16 protein-coding genes and 1 tRNA gene are annotated in these 17,935 nt (G+C 39.9%); 10 read left to right on the top strand and 7 right to left on the bottom strand.

What is annotated here, in order from left to right; translation table 11 throughout:
* Both pdxJ and AC4MDD_RS10630 read left to right on the top strand, forming a co-directional pair.
* Entirely contained in the window at nucleotides 1-726 is a 726-nt protein-coding gene (gene pdxJ / locus AC4MDD_RS10635) for a pyridoxine 5'-phosphate synthase (protein ID WP_178927864.1), read from the top strand.
* Between the two features lie 24 nt (nucleotides 727-750).
* The gene (locus AC4MDD_RS10630) at nucleotides 751-1,404 is read left to right on the top strand and encodes a MiaE family protein (protein WP_491881595.1); all 654 of its coding nucleotides are present in this window, start codon (nucleotides 751-753) and stop codon (nucleotides 1,402-1,404) included.
* Between the two features lie 825 nt (nucleotides 1,405-2,229).
* Here AC4MDD_RS10630 and AC4MDD_RS10625 read toward each other — a convergent pair.
* A tRNA-Asn gene (locus AC4MDD_RS10625) sits at nucleotides 2,230-2,305 on the bottom strand.
* Between the two features lie 251 nt (nucleotides 2,306-2,556).
* On the opposite strand from AC4MDD_RS10625, the gene AC4MDD_RS10620 reads away from it, so the two are divergent.
* The gene (locus tag AC4MDD_RS10620; RefSeq protein ID WP_114836593.1) at nucleotides 2,557-3,015 is read left to right on the top strand and encodes a hypothetical protein; all 459 of its coding nucleotides are present in this window, start codon (nucleotides 2,557-2,559) and stop codon (nucleotides 3,013-3,015) included.
* 69 nt (nucleotides 3,016-3,084) lie between these two features.
* Here AC4MDD_RS10620 and AC4MDD_RS10615 read toward each other — a convergent pair whose 3' ends face one another.
* Complete coding sequence (locus tag AC4MDD_RS10615) at nucleotides 3,085-3,519, bottom strand: PaaI family thioesterase (RefSeq protein WP_195729027.1); 435 nt, start codon at nucleotides 3,517-3,519, stop codon at nucleotides 3,085-3,087.
* 342 nt (nucleotides 3,520-3,861) lie between these two features.
* On the opposite strand from AC4MDD_RS10615, the gene AC4MDD_RS10610 reads away from it, so the two are divergent.
* Together AC4MDD_RS10610 and AC4MDD_RS10605 are read left to right on the top strand one after the other, a co-directional pair.
* On the top strand, nucleotides 3,862-4,281 hold the full coding sequence (locus tag AC4MDD_RS10610) for a GFA family protein (protein ID WP_148826274.1): 420 nt from the start codon (nucleotides 3,862-3,864) through the stop codon (nucleotides 4,279-4,281).
* A gap of 131 nt (nucleotides 4,282-4,412) precedes the next feature.
* Nucleotides 4,413-5,282 carry a DMT family transporter gene (locus AC4MDD_RS10605; RefSeq protein WP_491881594.1) on the top strand — a complete coding sequence of 290 codons (870 nt, stop codon included), beginning with the start codon at nucleotides 4,413-4,415 and terminating at the stop codon, nucleotides 5,280-5,282.
* Between the two features lie 103 nt (nucleotides 5,283-5,385).
* Here AC4MDD_RS10605 and AC4MDD_RS10600 read toward each other — a convergent pair whose 3' ends face one another.
* Complete coding sequence (locus AC4MDD_RS10600) at nucleotides 5,386-6,612, bottom strand: pyridoxal phosphate-dependent aminotransferase (protein WP_491881593.1); 1,227 nt, start codon at nucleotides 6,610-6,612, stop codon at nucleotides 5,386-5,388.
* 217 nt (nucleotides 6,613-6,829) lie between these two features.
* Here AC4MDD_RS10600 and AC4MDD_RS10595 point away from each other — a divergent pair, with 217 nt between their 5' ends.
* On the top strand, nucleotides 6,830-7,009 hold the full coding sequence (locus AC4MDD_RS10595) for a hypothetical protein (protein WP_004693646.1): 180 nt from the start codon (nucleotides 6,830-6,832) through the stop codon (nucleotides 7,007-7,009).
* 42 nt (nucleotides 7,010-7,051) lie between these two features.
* On the opposite strand, the gene AC4MDD_RS10590 is transcribed toward AC4MDD_RS10595, so the two are convergent.
* The 4 genes from AC4MDD_RS10590 to AC4MDD_RS10575 form a co-directional block, all read right to left on the bottom strand.
* Nucleotides 7,052-8,518 (bottom strand): sensor domain-containing diguanylate cyclase, encoded by a 1,467-nt coding sequence (locus AC4MDD_RS10590; RefSeq protein WP_491881592.1) that lies wholly within the window; start codon nucleotides 8,516-8,518, stop codon nucleotides 7,052-7,054.
* Nucleotides 8,519-8,725: 207 nt separating this feature from the next.
* The gene (locus AC4MDD_RS10585; protein WP_491881591.1) at nucleotides 8,726-9,259 is read right to left on the bottom strand and encodes a hypothetical protein; all 534 of its coding nucleotides are present in this window, start codon (nucleotides 9,257-9,259) and stop codon (nucleotides 8,726-8,728) included.
* Nucleotides 9,260-9,691: 432 nt separating this feature from the next.
* Nucleotides 9,692-10,996 carry an IS4 family transposase gene (locus AC4MDD_RS10580; RefSeq protein ID WP_062032364.1) on the bottom strand — a complete coding sequence of 435 codons (1,305 nt, stop codon included), beginning with the start codon at nucleotides 10,994-10,996 and terminating at the stop codon, nucleotides 9,692-9,694.
* Between the two features lie 105 nt (nucleotides 10,997-11,101).
* Nucleotides 11,102-11,893 carry an A1S_2505 family phage non-structural protein gene (locus tag AC4MDD_RS10575; protein WP_234303716.1) on the bottom strand — a complete coding sequence of 264 codons (792 nt, stop codon included), beginning with the start codon at nucleotides 11,891-11,893 and terminating at the stop codon, nucleotides 11,102-11,104.
* Between the two features lie 175 nt (nucleotides 11,894-12,068).
* Between AC4MDD_RS10575 and uvrB the strand changes: the two genes are divergently transcribed.
* The 4 genes from uvrB to AC4MDD_RS10555 all read left to right on the top strand — a co-directional run bounded on the left by uvrB (nucleotide 12,069) and on the right by AC4MDD_RS10555 (nucleotide 17,641).
* Nucleotides 12,069-14,090: an excinuclease ABC subunit UvrB gene (gene uvrB, locus AC4MDD_RS10570; protein ID WP_491881590.1), complete on the top strand. Its 2,022-nt coding sequence runs from the start codon at nucleotides 12,069-12,071 to the stop codon at nucleotides 14,088-14,090.
* Nucleotides 14,091-14,193: 103 nt separating this feature from the next.
* The gene (locus AC4MDD_RS10565; protein ID WP_004693638.1) at nucleotides 14,194-14,778 is read left to right on the top strand and encodes a lipocalin family protein; all 585 of its coding nucleotides are present in this window, start codon (nucleotides 14,194-14,196) and stop codon (nucleotides 14,776-14,778) included.
* A gap of 147 nt (nucleotides 14,779-14,925) precedes the next feature.
* Entirely contained in the window at nucleotides 14,926-15,861 is a 936-nt protein-coding gene (rarD, locus tag AC4MDD_RS10560) for an EamA family transporter RarD (RefSeq protein ID WP_491881589.1), read from the top strand.
* Nucleotides 15,862-16,183: 322 nt separating this feature from the next.
* Complete coding sequence (locus tag AC4MDD_RS10555; protein WP_279743794.1) at nucleotides 16,184-17,641, top strand: glyceraldehyde-3-phosphate dehydrogenase; 1,458 nt, start codon at nucleotides 16,184-16,186, stop codon at nucleotides 17,639-17,641.
* Nucleotides 17,642-17,935 lie beyond the last annotated feature (294 nt).

The following is a 17,935-nucleotide window of genomic DNA, read 5'->3' as shown; positions in this document are numbered from 1 at the left end:
ATGGCTGCATTACTTGGTGTAAATATTGACCACGTGGCAACTTTACGACAAGCGCGTGGAACGTCTTATCCTGATCCAGTCAATGCAGCGCTGATCTGTGAGCAAGCAGGGGCGGAAGGGATTACCTTGCATTTACGTGAAGACCGTCGTCATATTCAAGATGATGACGTGCGTCGTATGCGTCCAGCGCTTAAAACGCGTATGAATTTGGAACTTGCAGTTACAGATGAAATGATTGCATTTGCCAAAGAAATTAAACCGCACCATGTATGTTTTGTTCCTGAAAAACGCCAAGAAGTGACGACTGAAGGTGGTTTGGATGTGGTTGGACATTTTGACGATGTCAAAGCGGCAACTCAAGCCTTGTCCGAGATTGGCTGTGATGTGTCATTGTTTATTGATGCTGACTTTGCACAAATTGATGCAGCAGTTGCTTGTGGTGCACCAACCATTGAAATTCATACAGGCGCTTATGCTGATGCAGAAACACCTGAAGCTCAACAACATGAGCTTGAACGTATTGTTAAAGGTGCTGAATATGCAGTATCAAAAGGTTTAGTGGTGAATGCTGGGCATGGGCTCAACCTTGAAAATGTAACGCCAATTGCGCAAATTCCACAGATCCACGAATTAAACATCGGCCATTCCCTAATTGCGGATGCTATTTTTGTGGGCTTGGAACAAGCTGTGCGTGAAATGAAAGCAGTGATTAAAGCTGCACGTTAATTTTAAAGTTTTTAAGATTTGAATATGTCGAATATCAATTATGATGAACTCATGAAGCCCGTCATGGACTTCTTGGGTTGTGAAACACCTAAAGCTTGGTTGACTGAAGCACTGAATAATCTTGATGTGCTGATGCAAGACCATGCGAATTGTGAGAAGAAAGCAGCAGGTACAGCGATGAACCTGATGTTTCGTTATAGCTTTTTTACCGATTTGCAGGTCAAGCTTGCGCAACTGGTTCGTGAAGAAATGCTGCATTATGAGCAAGTGCTTGAATTTATGAAAAAGCGCGGGCTAGAGTGGAGCAATCTGAGTGCAGGTCGCTATGCGGGTGGTTTACGTAAAGAAGTGCGGACTTATGAGCCTGAGGCTTTAATTGATATTTTAATCATTGGTGCCTTTGTAGAAGCACGTTCATGTGAGCGTTTCTACGCGTTAGCACCTTTGGTGGATGATGAATTAGGTCGTTACTATCGCTACTTGCTAAAGTCTGAATCACGCCATTTTGAAGACTATTTGGCTTTGGCTTTAGAGGTTGCGCAAACGGGTAAATTGAAGAACCCGAAAGAAGATATTCAAGCGCGTATTGATCATATCCGTAACATTGAAAAAGAGCTGATTAGTACGCCTGATGATGTGTTCCGTTTCCATAGTGGTGTGCCTGCGGAAGTGGCTTAGGAATAAGTGGGTGAATGCTACATTTTATAGACAGTTCGAAAGTTGTAGATCCTCAGTGTAGATAGCCCTGACTCATAAAAAAGCCCAATCTTTATCGATTGGGCTTTTTTATTAAAGAAGGGTAGATATGATGTATTGAAAGCTGTAATTCTTTTCAATAAAATCGCAAAATATGAGTCAGCGGAATGAGTTATTTGAGTAGGGATGCTTAGAATTTTGACGATGATTTATTGTACTTTTTTCATATCTTCCACGCTCCACCATTGCACATCATGAAAAATTGTTGAATGTTGAATTAGAAAGAGTGTTTTTGCAAAATTTCAGAGATATGACTTAATTGGGTTGAAAGATCTATTTTCTTAAAAAAATATTTTTTTAATGATTGGCTGTGGTGGGTGAATAAAAATTAAAAATAAGTTGTCATTTTTCTCGTAACGATTACATCTAATAAAGTGGGATGACTAAAACTAAGTAAGTATCCTCAATCTTCATTGTGAATTGTAGCGATCCCGAGTTGTTGTTGATTGAATTGTTCAGCAAGATGTTGGGCTAATAGTTCACCAATAATTTATCCTTCCTATTTTTTCATTTCAATTGCTGTGATCGGGAAGTGATCTGGACGAACATCCACATGTGTTTTAAATGTACTCATGATTTTTCTTGTGAATCATTTTTTAGTGTTTTTAAGATAAGTTATTTTTCGAGAATAGTTTAGTTCTGGCTTTCTGTTGGGTTTAGCTGGAAGATTTACATCTTAAGCAGCGAAACTTTTAAGACTTAGAAAAGAAGAAAGCCCACGACATATGGTGTGGGCTTTCTAGAATTTGGCTCTCCAACCTGGGCTCGAACCAGGGACCTGCGGATTAACAGTCCGTCGCTCTACCGACTGAGCTATTGGAGAATCTGCATGCGATTATAAGGACATTTCATAGTGGGTCAAGTCTAAAATGTCATGTTGCTGTCATTTTTATATTGGATGCTTTTTATTTGAACAAAAAAATCATTTTCAAAAAAAATCGTATTGAAGTGCTTGCAATGTTGAAAAGTCGTTGATAGTCTGATTTCAACAACAGAGCGTTTAAGTGAAAACTTAAACAGTGTGGATTTATAACCAACTTGCCAGCACTAAAATGGCTAAACAGGAGAAAGCGAATGAATACGCTTACCATTTCCGATATTTTTGCAAACCTAGCTGATTATCAAAATCAGTATCTCTCAATTATTTCAGACCCTGAACAATACTATACCCCTGTAGAGTCTGCCTATATTGATGTTTGGCCAGTCGGGTGTACAGATTTGTATTTGGGTGATTTATTACAACTTTGGTTTAGTGAGCGTTGGCTGGTCAACAGTCCTTGTCAGTTGCTTTCAACACAGTCGACCAGTACTCTTAAAAAGACTGTGCAGCGAGAACATGATCTGTATTTGTATCAGTTGTCAGGCAGTGCTTTATCAGGTAATAATCGTTCAAAAGTCTGGTCTGCTGCTGAAGGTAAAAGCTTAGACATAAGTTTAGACAGCGCGTTTAAATACTATTGTATTTATAAAGGAGTTGAGCGTCCTGTTGCCTCAAAATTGCAGACGCTGAAGACGTTTAAAACCGCAATTTGATCTGTCATGCTGAAGTAAAGTTTGCTTTGGCGTAAAAAAGGCACTGAAATTTATCAGTGCCTTTCGTTTTTAGGAACGAATAATCATACAGGTGGCTGTGGCATGGGCGTAGAGTTTACCGTCTTCATCTACAATTTCACCTTCAGAAATACCTAAGTTCTTACTGATGTTGATCACGCTGCCGATGGCAAGCAGTTCTTTGTCTCTTGGAATCGGTCGGCACATTTTAATATTCAGATCAATGGTGCCATAGCCAACACCAGCTTCAAGCATAGTATGTACGGCACAACCCGTCACTGAGTCGAGTACTGTTGCTGCAAAGCCACCATGCACGCCACCAAGCGGGTTTAAATGGCGATGATCTGCTTTTGCTTTAAAGCTAATTTTCCCTTCAGAAACTTCAAAAGGCTGCATGGGAATGGTTTCACTGATACTTGCAGGTGGAATTTTTCCTGTACACATGGCTTCTAAGAGTTGTAGTCCTGTCATTTCTTTGGGATTCATCTTGTTCATTCCTATATTTATCTATAAGTTCCTTTTTGGAACTTGTTATCCAATTAAACAAAATTCACTCTTTTCGTCAATATTCAGCATTGGATTGATCAGTACAAAATCAACGAAATCGTAATCATGGATTGAGCTCATGCTATGAACATATTGTAGGGAAAAGATTTAGGATTATTCATTTTGATAATTTGAGTGTTGATGGAACTGAGCAAGCTAAATGTGATCATTGTATAAAAAGTTGTGCACAAAATTTATACACTCTTTTGTTTTTTATTTATATATAAGATAAACAAAGTTTTAGTAATTTTACACAGTCTTCACATGAAGAAGGAACTCACAATGAACGTGTCCTGTTTATGCGGTAAAACTAAGTTCCAAGCCGCACTCAAAAATCATGATGTGCATGCTTGTCATTGTTCTATGTGCCGCCAGCAGTCGAGCGGGGTACTCATGAGTATTGATGTCGAACCCAGTAGTTTAAAGTTTGACAATCAAGAATATTTAAAATTATTCAAGTCGTCGGATTGGGGGGAGCGTGGTTTTTGTAGCGAATGTGGCACGTCACTTTTTTGGCGAACTCAGGACGGCAGCTATTGCAATATCAATGTATTTGCGATGGAAGAACAGCCAAAAGATTTAAAGCTTACAACAGAAATATATATTGATAATAAGCCTGATTTTTACCAATTTAAGTATTCTACAGAGCAGCTCACTGAAGCGGATGTAATTGCTTTATTTTCACCAGATGATGCTAAATAATAAGGTATTCAGGTTGAATCATCTGAGTTACACATTGATATTTCTGATAAATTTCATGAGAAAAACTCTCTAGATTTAATAAGATATATTCGATATATCTAAAGCAAGCTGTTGAATAAGGACGCTCAAACATGCTGCTTAAAATTTCCATTGCAATGTTGGCCTTTGCAGCCAATTCGGTGCTATGTCGTTTAGCGTTGGCTGAGCAGCAGATTGATCCGATGAGTTTTAGCTTGCTTCGGGTCTGTAGCGGTGCAATGGTGTTATTTCTACTGTATGTGCTCACTACTCATAAGGCCAAAATAGAGTGGAGTATAAAAAACGGGTTTTTTCTTGCCTTATATATTGTGGCTTTTTCACTGGCCTATTTGCATATCGATGCGGGCGTTGGTGCATTACTCCTATTTGGGACAGTTCAATTAAGTATGGTCGGTTATGGCCTGTGTCATGGTGAAAAAATCAATTTGCGACGCGGGTTGGGGTTGGTGATCGCTATTTTAGGTCTTTTGATTTTATTGCTACCAGGGGCCTCGGCACCTCCTTTAGGCTATGCTGCATTGATGGTGCTTTCAGGCATAGGTTGGGCGATGTATAGCATCGCAGGTAAAAAGATGCATAACCCACTGGCCAGTAGCTTGGCAAATTTTGTAGTGGCGATTCCTTTTGTTGTCTTGGTTTATTTATTTTTTTACACACAGAGTTTTATTAACCTAAAAGGTATGCTGTTGGCGCTCTTATCTGGTGGTTTGGCATCGAGTGGGGCATATGTACTTTGGTATGCCATAGTGAAGAAAATTGATCGGGTCACGGCCAGTAGCGTGCAATTGTCCGTGCCATGTTTGGCGATTCTGGGTGGCGCATTGTTTATTGGTGAAGCATTGAGCTTCCGAATCATCATTTCCGCGACGATTGTTCTGGCAGGCATTGTCTTGGTGATCTCGGCATCATCTCGCAATAAAGACGTAGATACCATAGATTCTGCTGGTACTACACGGCTCTAAAATTATTTGAACGGGCTTAAGAGCAAATTTTTCAGATTTTGATTAAAAATAAAAAAACCCGCGAAGTTCGCGGGTTCCTCTAATCTAACTTTAAAGGGTTAAATTATTTTTCAGCAGCAATTGAAGCAATCGCAGCATCTACGCCTTCGATTGAATCAGCCGCTTTCTTGATACGTGCAAGCGCATCCACAAGTACTTCGTCTGCAGTTGCATAAGAAATACGCATGAAACCGCCTAAGCCGAATGCATCACCAGGAACTACGGCAACGCCAGTTTCTTCCAATAACCATTCAGAGAATTCTGTGCAAGATTTTAAGCCTTTCGCACGAATCAATGGACGGATGTTTGCATATGCATAGAATGCACCATCAGCAGGTAAGCAAGAAATACCGTTGATGTCGTTCAAACCGCTAACAACTAAGTCATGACGGCGTTTGAATGCTTCAATCATAGGCTCAAGAACGTCTTGGGGACCATTCAACGCAGTTTCAGCAGCAACTTGTGAAATAGACGTTGGGTTTGAAGTTGATTGAGATTGGATTTTTTTCATTGCGCCAATCAATTTAGCAGGGCCCGCTGCATAGCCAATACGCCAGCCAGTCATTGCATACGCTTTAGACACACCGTTTAACACGATTGTGCGGTCATAAAGGTCTGGTGCAACAGTTGCGATGTTATAGAATTCGTCATTCCAACGGATTGGTTCGTACATATCGTCAGAAGCGATATAAACTTCTGGATATTTACGAAGAACGTCAGCCAAAGCTTCTAATTCAGCTTTAGTGTAGATCATACCTGTTGGGTTTGATGGACTGTTTAAAACAACTAAACGAGTTTTGTCTGTGATCGCTGCTTCAAGTTGAGCAGGTGTGATTTTGAAACGTTGTTCTTCACCACATTTTACAATAACAGGAACACCTTCAGCGATAATCACCATATCTGGGTAGCTTACCCAAAATGGTGCAGGGATGATTACTTCATCACCTTTGTTTAACAAAGCTAATGCTAAGTTAAAGAATGACTGCTTGCCGCCACAAGAAACCAAAATTTGGTTTGCAGCATAATCAAGGTTATTGTCACGCTTGAATTTTGCAATAATCGCTTTTTTAAGGCCAGGCGTACCATCTACAGCGGTGTACTTTGTGAAACCGTTGTTAATCGCTGCAATTGCTGCATCTTTGATGTGTTGTGGGGTGTCGAAGTCAGGTTCACCTGCGCCCAAGCCAATAACGTTCTTGCCAGCCGCTTTTAATTCAGCAGCTTTGTTGGTAACAGCAAGAGTTGGGGACGGTTTGATGGCATTCACACGATCAGAGAGACGTACGTCCACGGCAGTATTCCTTCTTATAGGGTTTAAAAAATAAAAAGCACACTATCTTAGCTTAAAAAACTCAAGCAAGGCGTTTAAAAACACAGATTTTCTGCAAAAAACATAAAAAAAATTCAATTTTGAATTAATGATTTCAAAAATGTACAGAATTAGGAAGTTTCTCGCATCTTTATGAAAAAAACTTTAAAATAAGCGCAATTTGATGAGAGTGATGGTCATGAGTAAGCAACAGCCTACTTCAAAAAAACCTTTGGTGAATCTCCCATTCCCAATGCCAAATGCAGAACAAAGTGCTGACGATGTTGCACATAATCAGGTTCGTCCAAAACCTGAACAGTATGCAGATCGTACTTGGATGCCACCACGTGGCACCCGTCGTTCAATGGGTAAACGTTGATTCGCCATTGAGATAAAAAAGCGCCCTGTTTAGGGCGCTTTTTTATTGATCATTCGCTGGGTTGTAATTGGTAACCCGTCGATCATTTTCTGCATAGTAGGTTTTTTTGTGCTCATACATCGCAGTGTCGGCACGTTTAAGCATATCTTCAACCCGTTCATTTGGCTGGCTGGTGGCAGTGCCAATCGACACACTAATAGGTTGATGATTATTAAATTGGTTATCTACCATTAAAAGCTCATGCAAACTTTCAATACAATGGTTCAATGCGGCTTCATCGGCGGCAGGTAATAGCACCACAAATTCATCTCCACCGATCCTTGATGCTGAGTATTGGGTATTTTCAATTAACTGATTCAGGGTATTACCTATACGGCGTAATAAGCTATCACCTTGATCATGGCCGAGGTTGTCATTGATTGCTTTTAAGCCATTCATATCAAGGAAAATACAAGACACAGGGCGCAGGTTATTGCGCTCAAGTCGGTTGATTTCGGTGCTGTAGAAAGAGCGGTTATAAAGTTTGGTTAAGACATCATGTTTGCCCAAGTGCTCAAGATAATTTTCGGCTTTTTTGCGCGCGGTAATATCGGTGAGTGCCAATTGAACCATACCCCAATCATCTTCGAAGCCTGGAAACACGGCAAAATGTAACAGCACATGGCGAATACTGCCATCGAGCGCGTAGTTGACCGCTTCGCAGTTATGTTGAATATTGCCATCCCATAGTTCGAGCAACTGATGTCGAAAGGTCTGTTGGGTTTCGTTCTGAAAGACTTTATGCAAATTTTTAAGTAAATGGTCTTTGTCACGTGCAGCAAATAAATCGAGTGTGGCTTGGTTGACATCAGTAACCATGATGTCTCTGAGGCATTCATTAATAAAGTCATTGTGGACGTCAAGGAAGGTTTTAAAGTCACTAATCCCCAAACGACGTAAATGATCTAAACGTGCTTTGACTCGGCTAAAGTCTTCAACCCAAAGTGAAGTAGGCGAGTATTGAAAACGTGCCTCAGCAATTAAACGACTTTTTTCTTCTAAACGTTGTGCATTGGCATAAGGCGTGATGTCTTCCGTGGTGATCAAAACCAATGAAAGATCGTGTTCATGACCGGGGAGCACTGTCCCTCGCAGGCGAATGTCAAGGCGATGACCTGTAAGTGTATAATTTACAGCAGTATTTTCAAATAAGGTCTCACCATTCCAAAGTGCGACCAGCTCATTTAGATGAGTGCTTGACATATCTGCTTTAAAAATTTGCGCAAGGTTCGCGGTTAGGTCTTCAAAACTTTGGGCTTCAAATTGTTTTAAGGTTTGCGGGTTGACATGCAGGACTTTAATTTTATGCGCACAACTTAAAATACGTGATTTGTCTTCCAACAGAAAAGAAGCAATATTTTCAACACCTTGACTCCGCCAAAGATCGAATTGTTTTTGTACTTCGCTAAAGTCTTCTAACCACATGGCAATGGGAGATAATTCAAAAATAGGAGAGTCCAATAATTGCATTTATATCTCGTTTTTATGTTGGAATTTAAAGCAGTATAAGCGCTAAAAAAACTTTTTAAAATAATGTGATAAAAAAAGTTATTTTTAAAATTTATGTGAGTTTATGGAATAATTTAGTCAAAAAATGCATATTTATTGCTCATAGAAAGTACATAAGCTCCAATGGTTTTGGAGCTTAAAGAGCGTTTATGCAGATATTGATAAGCGCTAAATGCTTTGAGGTCGATAGCGAAAAGTTTGTGATTGTTGATATTGATGGTCGCGCCAAAATAAATTGATCACCAACAGGTTTGGAATCAATACCATGAAGAATAAATAAATCAAAAAATTGTTTCGTTGTTGTTGGTAGATACGCATGAAGTCTTGGCTGCTGATGGTGGTGTTGTCCGCGGTGACCGATAACACCAAAACTTCTGGGTAGATAAACTGACGGCTGTCTGTGTAATAACGGATACTAACTGCTTGTTGTTCAAAGTTTTCTAAGAGTGGGCAGCTTTTAAAGCGATCCATAAAATTACAAACCAGTCTTAGTGGTTGCTGCTGAGAAGGCTCATTTAACACAACATCTTCATAATGTGATTTATTACGTCCAGAGCCCACAGTGTAGCTATTTAAGAGAATTTGGCCCTCGACGTGTTGCGGGTTGGGTATATGTTTTGCAATACGCACAGCCGAATAGTCAGTAAATTTGCTGAGACTGGAAAGTGAAAAAACATTAATGATGAAGAAGGGCGCCGTCATGAATAAAATATTTAACAGGAGGTTGTTCTTTTTTGATTGTTCGTTCTTTGTCTTTTTGAGGAAGGATAAGCATACAATGAAGATAAAGTAGACAGGGGATAGATTTATAAAACTAAAATCCTGAAATTGAGGCAGTTGATAAAATGCAATAAGCATGACAACGGCAATAGCCATACTGAAAAGAGCATGCTTGCTTCTTTGGGATTTGAAGGCTTCAAGCTGTCTATTTGTTCTCACGATTTATTTAAATTTTTGAAAAGTATGATTATGATTCAGAGTGTAAGTGAACTTTTAAAAGTTAAAAAAGGAAAAGCAGGTACAGTACCGTCACATATTTTTTGTCGTAGTTGGCGATTGGAGGATATGTGAAGTGTTCAACAGCTCTATTATTTTTAACTAAAAAAGCCAATCTGATGGATTAATGCCAGTCAGTTAAGAAATTGACTGGCATTTTCTTGGATATTTTTGTGCTTTAATTTTCACTACTCGCGGACATTGCCTTTGCCTTTTTTCAGGTAATACAAATATTTTAGATTGTTCAAATAATTGCGCTAAATGTTTGGGTAGGTTTCCTGCTGATTCTAAAGGTGTGTGCCTTAAGATATTGATAATACTCATAGATGCAACATGGAAACTGATCCTTAAAGGACTCACCTTTGCATGTTCAGCGATAAACCTCATCTGTCTTCTTAAGATATTATATGCAATAAATACCCCCCACAATTCTTGATAGACCAAATCAGGTTGTTTGCTTCTTAAAATCCTTGCATCCTGTAAATCACTTTTAATTTCCCGATAACACATTTCTATTTCCCAACGCTGGATATAAAGCATTGCAAGGTCTTTGAATGGATAAACTTTAGAATCTGTTAATGATGTAATGTAACGTCTTATTTTTCCTGCATATTCAACTTCAATTAAACGTGCTTCCCAATAGTCACCCAATGACGGATTTATCTTTTTTGCTCTTGCTGAAACAGGCATTTTGATCTGAAAGTCATGGGCCGCATTATGATGAATCACTTCATAACGCAGGTTGTCCTTTGCTCGCATCAACCAATGACTCTCTTCTGCCTGAGATTGCCAGCTCACTAAAAAATCAGCAGAGAAGTAAGCACGATCAAATAGGGTAATACTGCGAACTGGTGCTTTTAATTGACTGGCTAAGGTTAATTCACCTTGATCCATACTGCCCATTTGGGCATCAATCATTTCATGGGTATTGGTATTCACCAGGCAAGTCGCTCTAACTTGTGGGTAAGGTGCAGCTGCTGTTTTGCCTTTGGATGAACCAAAGTGCTTAAAGTTTTCTTCTGTATGAGGCATAGACCAAACCACACCATCTACAGCACAAACGCATAGACCGTGAAAGTTGCTATATTGTTGTTGTGAGTCTTTAAACCATGCCTGACTTAATGTCGAAAATAAAGCACTCATGGGTTCTAAGCCTAAGCGTTGTCTTGCTTGTACGGATGCACTCGGTACACAGTATTCTGCCGTACCGAAAACAAGTTGCAATTGTTGAACCACATACCAAATCGGTTGATTTCGAAATAGAGCAAGTCCGATTACCAGCCAAACAACATGTTCAGCAGGCAGTTTTCTTTTTCGAATTGATGCTTTACCTGTTTGGTCTAAGCAATCTTCAATCCAGTTTAAATCAATCAATTCACTGAATTGTGAAAGTGAAGGTAAGGTTTGTTTTAATGTTAAATCTAGATTCTGAGATAAATTCATAAAAAAAGAGCGTATTTACATACGCTCTTTTTACAGCATTTTAACTTTTTTTGCTTAACTGACTGGCATTAAATCTGATGGATTGGCTTTTTGAAAAGATTGGATTTAACGTGAGGCTTTCCGCGCACGATGTTCAGGCTTCGGTGGTGCGATTTCTCGTGTGCCTTGCCAAACTTCAATGAAGTCTTGCTCATTGATATTATAAAGTTCCAACAGCGCTAGAATGGCACCACCAAAAAGCATGCGTCCCTCAGCATTGGTCTCAAAATCAAATATTTTCCCAGACAGCGCATGTAAAATATCTTCAATTTCAAACACACGATCACGGCCATTACTGTCGGTTGGATACATGCGTGTGTTGAGAATAATTTTGGCTAAACTTTTTTCATTATCGGTTAAGGCCAAATGCTGAATCAGCATGTCATCATTTTGGGTACTGAAAATCACAGCATCGTTAAAAATAGTATGCAAAAACTTTTTACTTAGACGTGGCAGAGTTCTTTCCACAAATGGGCGAAATGATGCGGGGAAAATAACATTATGAGAAATGCCTTTAAACATAGGAGCAATTTCTTCAACTTTATAACCCGCAATACCGCAGCCAATAGAGGTTAGAAAGTAAGTTATTTTAGGATGATTTTTGGTATAGATTTTAAAGTCATCAATATAGTGTTGAATTTGCGAGAGCGGCATTTGTTGTAAGTGTTCGTTCATAGTGGGAATGGCATAACTTTGCCCTGACCATCCACGTCCGACGCCTTTTATTGCACCAAAGTGCTCAAGTGCAGTTCGGGCAGCGCCATCCGCATGTTGACCTGCCATGTTACTACCAAACACAAATACGGTATGTTCATCTAGGTTTTTGACGATGCTTTCATCATGATATTGGTAAGTCATAGGCTCTGATTTTTCGCTCTTCTTCACTTCATGTTGCCCTTGAAATACGGGGGGGTCAAGTGAAAAATCTTTGTAATATTTTCAGTAAATTACATTAAAAATCTAAAAGCAAGAATTGCTCGGGATTGAATCTGTTAAAATAGTCGGTTGAAGAAGCAAATCTTGGGATATGTCTGTGAGTGAGAAACAACCTTTTGATTTAGTCACCAATTACCAACCCGCAGGTGATCAGCCGCAAGCCATCGAAAAGCTTGTTGCTGGAATAGAAAAGGGCTATCACGACCAGTTGTTACTTGGGGTTACCGGTTCTGGTAAAACCTATACCATGGCCAACGTGATTGCGCGGACGCAACGTCCAACCATTGTCATGGCACATAATAAAACCTTAGCTGCACAGCTTTATGGAGAGTTCAAATCTTTCTTTCCGAACAATGCCGTCGAATATTTTGTTAGTTATTATGACTATTACCAACCTGAAGCCTATGTGCCATCTTCAGACACCTTTATTGAAAAAGATTCAGCGATCAATGACCATATTGACCAAATGCGTTTATCTGCGACGCGTTCGCTCTTAGAACGTCGCGATGCAATTATTGTTGCTTCGGTTTCTGCTATTTATGGTTTGGGTGACCCTAATGCTTATATGAGCATGTTGCTACATATTGTACAGGGCGATCGTATCGCACGTGATGACATCATTCGTCGTTTGGTGGAAATGCAATATAGCCGTAATGAGCTTGAGTTTTTACGCGGTACCTATCGTATCCGCGGTGAAATTATTGATATTTTCCCTGCGGAATCAGACCAGCATGCGATTCGGATTGAGTTGTTTGATGATGAAGTGGATTCGATTCGCTGGTTTGACCCACTGACAGGTAAACTGGTACGTAAAGTTCCGCGTGTGACAATTTACCCAAAAAGTCACTATGTGACACCGAAAGATAATTTAGAGCGTGCCATTGGTACGATTCGTGAAGAGTTAAAAGAGCGTTTAGGTTTCTTTCGTGCACATGACAAATTGCTTGAAGCTCAGCGAATTGAGCAACGTACCCGTTATGATTTAGAAATGATGCAGCAGTTGGGCTATACCAACGGTATTGAAAACTATTCACGTCATTTGTCAGGTCGTCCTGCGGGTGAAGCACCGCCAACCTTGTTTGATTATGTTCCTGACGACGCCTTGCTGATTATTGATGAGTCACACGTGACTGTGCCGCAAATTGGCGCGATGTATAAAGGTGACCGTTCGCGTAAAGAAAACTTGGTGAATTATGGTTTCCGTCTTCCTAGTGCTTTAGATAACCGCCCAATGCAGTTTGAAGAGTGGGAGCGGATTACCCCAGCTACAATTTATGTCAGTGCAACCCCAGCCAAATACGAGCTTGAAAAAGCCCAACAAATAGCTGAGCAGGTGGTTCGTCCTACAGGGTTGATTGACCCCGAAATTGAAGTGCGTCCAGTATTGACTCAAGTTGATGATGTCTTATCTGAGATCAATATCCGCAAAGATCTAGATGAGCGTGTTTTGGTAACCACCTTAACCAAACGTATGGCAGAAGATTTAAGCTCGTATTTGAAAGAGTATGGAGTCAAAGTTGCCTATCTGCACTCAGATATTGATACCGTTGAACGGGTGAAAATTATTCATGACTTACGTTCAGGTGTCTACGATGTTCTCGTCGGGATCAACTTACTACGTGAAGGCTTGGACATGCCTGAAGTGTCTTTAGTGGCTATCTTGGATGCAGACAAAGAGGGTTTCTTACGTTCTGAGCGGTCTTTGATTCAAACCATTGGTCGTGCAGCACGTAATGTAAAAGGCAAAGCGATTTTATATGGCGATCGGATTACCGATTCGATGCAAAAAGCCATCGATGAAACAGCCCGTCGTCGTGAAAAACAAATGGCCTTTAATGAGCTGCATGGCATTATTCCGCGTAGCACCATCAGACAAAATAAAAAGGATATTGATACAGGTGAAGTGCTGACAGATGATCAAGTTGAAAGTGGTATTGCAGATCAACACCAAACGCTCAGTGCAGATGAGCAGCACTTGCTGTCCGATCCGAAACTTCTTGCCAAGCACTTAACTAAGCTGGAAAAAGAAATGCTCAAAGCTTCTAAAGAGCTACAGTTTGAGCAAGCTGCACGTCTGCGAGATGAAATTTTGCGCTTAAAAGCACAACTTCTAACCTAAGTTGCATTTACATAACGCTACAGTAATTTAGGCAGAAAGCATTATTTTTTAAAGAGATGTTTATTTTTAGATCATAAATTCTGAAATATTAAAGGTACAGTTTATGTCTGCAAATCTTCCAAAGGCGGGTTTTACGCTTGCCAAAATTGCTGTAGGTGGTGCTGTTTTAGTCGGGTTAGGCATGGCAACCATGGCTTATGCCCAGAGCAAACCCTTAGCCGTGGTAGATAAGGTTGAATTAGACCGTTATTTGGGTGTTTGGTACGAAATTGCACGTAAGCCCATGTACTTCCAAAATAAATGCGGAAGTAATGTCTCGGCTACTTATACCCTGAATGAAAATGGCAATGTGACCGTAGATAACCGCTGTTATGCCCAAGATGGTAAGTTGATGCAGTCCATAGGTGAGGCATTTGTACAAAACCCACCTTTTAACAGTAAGTTGAAAGTGAGTTTTTTACCTGAGGCGGTGCGTTGGTTACCTGTGGCACGGGGGGATTATTGGATTTTAAAAATTGATGATGACTATCAAACGGTTTTAGTGGGTGAGCCACGCCGTAAATATATGTGGGTGCTTTCTCGCTCGCCACAACCAGACCAAAAAGTTATTAATGAATACTTAGAATATGCAAAGTCAGTGGGTTATGACTTGAATGATCTGATTCATACCAAGCAATTGCAAAAGTAAAATTTATTAAGTCTTGAAAGCCATGCTGAAGCATGGCTTTTTTAGTTTCATATACGTATTTTAAAACTTGAATAATAAAGCTTTATACAGTCGAACGCTTTATAATCGGCGTCTATTAAAATCGTGTAAATCAATGTGGAGTGAAGGATGTATAAAGGTGTTGCACTATCGGTTTTAGCATCCGTCACTTTTGGGGTTTTGTATTTTTATACCTTTTTTTTAAAACCCTTAGATAGTGAGCAAACTTTTGCTTGGCGTATGCTTTCGACCTTACCCTTTTTAACCGCATTCATGTGGTGGAGTGGTGATTTAAAACTCATTTCGGAGTTGTTTAAGCGTATCTTTAAACAACCTTGGATGTTTGCTTGGTTATTGTTTAGTTCGGTTTTATGTACCACGCAGTTGTGGCTATTTTTATGGGGACCTATGAATGGTCGCGGCCTACAGGTGTCGCTTGGCTATTTTTTGCTGCCTTTGGTCATGGTGTTGGTTGGTTGCATCCTTTACAAGGAAAAACTATCCCACTGGCAAATGGCTGCGGTAGCCCTTGCAGTGCTTGGGGTAGGACATGAAATTTGGCGTATTGGTAGCATGGCATGGGAAACGGTTTATATCGCTTTGGCTTATCCTTTGTATTTCTTCCTGCGCCGTGTTTGTAAAACGGATCATTTGGGTGGCTTCTGGTGGGATCTGTTTTTAATTTTACCTGTCGCGTTTTATTTGGGCTTTGTGCATAGCGATAGTTTGGCTTTGATACAAGAGTTTCCACATCTGATTTTGGCGGTCATCGGACTGGGTTTCTTAAGTGCAATGGGACTCGGAAGTTATATACTCGCGAGTCGTTATTTACCTTTTGTGATCTTTGGTTTGCTGAGTTATTTGGAGCCTGTTTTATTAGCAGGAGCATCAGTTGCCATGGGAGAGCGTATAGAGCCAGGTGAGTGGTTTACCTATATTCCAATTTGGTTCGCAGTCTTATTGCTTATTATTGAAGGTGTGTTGCATTTATATAAACAGCAACAAAATAAAAAACAGCTCGAACGAAATATTGAGCATTTTGAAAAAAAGCAACATTCAGACTAATTTGATGATGTTCGGAGCTGTCATTGTGCTGCAATTGGGGCGATAATCAAGTTCCTGATTTGTTTCTTGCCCTTTTAGAATAGTTGACTGTTTGATAAAACATCATTTGCGTAACTGTTTATTTTTTATCTAAAAAATAATTTTTTAATTTTTATACTGCAAAATCATAAGACTAAATGCAATCATTTCTTAAATTAATAATGAATATACGACAAAAAACATCATGCATTTACAGCTTTCGATTCAAACTTGGCGCTAAATCCTTTACAATTGTTGGGTTTTAAAATTTACGCTTAGATTAAATTAATTAGAGGACGTATCTGTGAGCAAAGAGACTATCATCGCCCTACACGCAGAACACCAAGGTCGCTGGAAAAACCGTGAAGAAATCGCGGAACAAATGATCGCTTTGATCGGTCAGCTTTACCGTGAAAAAAATATTGTGGTTTCAGTGTTTGGACGTTCTTTAGTTAACCGTTCAGTTATCCAAATTTTAAAAGCGCACCGTTTCACTCGTATGATGGACGTTGAGCTTTCAGTTGTACACACGTTCCCAATTCTTGAAGCGTTGGCTAAAATTGAAAATATCGGTACTGCTGAAATTGATCTAGGCAAATTAGCCGTTGCATTTAAAGAGCAAGGCGGCGATGTTGATGCATTTGTTGCAGCCGCTGTTAAATCTGTAGAAGGTCGTGCGACTTCAGTAGAAGGTCGTGACGTTGTTCTTTACGGTTTTGGTCGTATCGGTCGTATTCTTGCACGTTTAATGATTGGTCAGTCTGGTCTTGGTCGTGGTTTGAACCTAAAAGCGATTGTGGTTCGTAAGTCATCTGATGGTGATTTGGAAAAACGTGCGTCTTTATTACGCCGTGACTCAATCCATGGTCCATTCTCTGGTACGATTTCTGTTGATGAAGAAAACGAAGCAATCATTGCAAACGGACAATTCATTAAAGTCATTTATGCGTTGAACCCAACTGAAGTTGATTATACCGATTATGGTATTAGCAATGCATTAGTGATCGACAACACAGGTAAATGGCGTGATGCTGAAGGTCTTGCTCAACACCTTAAGTGCCCAGGTGCTGCACGTGTGATCTTGACTGCACCAGGTAAAGGCGACATGAAGAACGTTGTATTTGGTGTGAACCAAGCTGACATTCTTGATGAAGATACCATTATCTCTGCTGCAAGCTGTACAACCAACGCAATTACACCAACACTTAAAGTATTGCATGACAAATACACAGTGTTGAATGGTCATGTTGAAACAGTTCACTCGTTCACAAACGACCAGAACTTAATCGACAACTACCATAAAGCAGACCGTCGTGGTCGTGCTGCAACGTTGAACATGGTAATTACTGAAACAGGTGCGGCTAAAGCAGTAGCTAAAGCACTTCCAGCACTTCAAGGTAAACTGACAGGTAACTCTGTACGTGTTCCAACACCAAACGTTTCACTTGCGATTTTGAACTTAACTTTAGATAAAGAAGTTGATCGTGATGAAGTGAACGAATACATTCGTAAAATCTCAATCAGCTCTAGCCTTCAAGGTCAGATTGGTTATACAAACTCGACTGAAGTTGTATCATCTGACTTTATCGGTTCGCGTACAGCAGGTGTATTTGATGCGCAAGCAACAATCACTTCGGGTAACCGTTTAACTGCATATGTTTGGTACGATAACGAAGTCGGTTATAGCTGCCAAGTTTTACGTATTGCAGAGCAAATGGGCGGCGTAAGCTATCCTAAGATTCCTGCTGAAACAAATGCATAATTTGTAATAGCGACTAAAAAGAGCCTCAATTGAGGCTCTTTTTTTGTGCTGTTGTTGTGGGGTGAGGTTGATCAGGTGCGTTGGAGTGACATAAGTATTGGCTTGAGTGGTAAGAGTTGCCAATGTTTAATCCCTAGTAATTTACTTAGAATAATTAGAATACTGTGTAAAATAGAACGATAAAAACTAAAGAGTCTGGTTGGTATACCGTCCCCTTAGACTCTCTAAGCTGACAAAAGGATGATATTTGTCAGATAAAAGAAAATAAAACAAAATAAAACAAAAGGAATTTGA

The sequence above is a fragment of the Acinetobacter sp. CAU_H_29a_1 genome (genome assembly GCF_058599505.1).
Note: the sequence above shows the minus strand (reverse complement) of the source record. Positions and strands in the feature narration are given on the sequence as shown.

Excerpts from the sequence above, each read along its gene's own strand:
- pdxJ (WP_178927864.1), top strand. The coding sequence starts at position 1 with ATGGCTGCATTACTTGGTGTAAATATTGACCACGTGGCAACTTTACGA.
- AC4MDD_RS10630 (WP_491881595.1), top strand. The coding sequence starts at position 751 with ATGTCGAATATCAATTATGATGAACTCATGAAGCCCGTCATGGACTTC.
- AC4MDD_RS10620 (WP_114836593.1), top strand. The coding sequence starts at position 2,557 with ATGAATACGCTTACCATTTCCGATATTTTTGCAAACCTAGCTGATTAT.
- AC4MDD_RS10615 (WP_195729027.1), bottom strand. The coding sequence starts at position 3,519 with ATGAATCCCAAAGAAATGACAGGACTACAACTCTTAGAAGCCATGTGT.
- AC4MDD_RS10610 (WP_148826274.1), top strand. The coding sequence starts at position 3,862 with ATGAACGTGTCCTGTTTATGCGGTAAAACTAAGTTCCAAGCCGCACTC.
- AC4MDD_RS10605 (WP_491881594.1), top strand. The coding sequence starts at position 4,413 with ATGCTGCTTAAAATTTCCATTGCAATGTTGGCCTTTGCAGCCAATTCG.
- AC4MDD_RS10595 (WP_004693646.1), top strand. The coding sequence starts at position 6,830 with ATGAGTAAGCAACAGCCTACTTCAAAAAAACCTTTGGTGAATCTCCCA.
- AC4MDD_RS10590 (WP_491881592.1), bottom strand. The coding sequence starts at position 8,518 with ATGCAATTATTGGACTCTCCTATTTTTGAATTATCTCCCATTGCCATG.
- AC4MDD_RS10585 (WP_491881591.1), bottom strand. The coding sequence starts at position 9,259 with ATGACGGCGCCCTTCTTCATCATTAATGTTTTTTCACTTTCCAGTCTC.
- AC4MDD_RS10580 (WP_062032364.1), bottom strand. The coding sequence starts at position 10,996 with ATGAATTTATCTCAGAATCTAGATTTAACATTAAAACAAACCTTACCT.
- AC4MDD_RS10575 (WP_234303716.1), bottom strand. The coding sequence starts at position 11,893 with ATGACTTACCAATATCATGATGAAAGCATCGTCAAAAACCTAGATGAA.
- AC4MDD_RS10565 (WP_004693638.1), top strand. The coding sequence starts at position 14,194 with ATGTCTGCAAATCTTCCAAAGGCGGGTTTTACGCTTGCCAAAATTGCT.
- rarD (WP_491881589.1), top strand. The coding sequence starts at position 14,926 with ATGTATAAAGGTGTTGCACTATCGGTTTTAGCATCCGTCACTTTTGGG.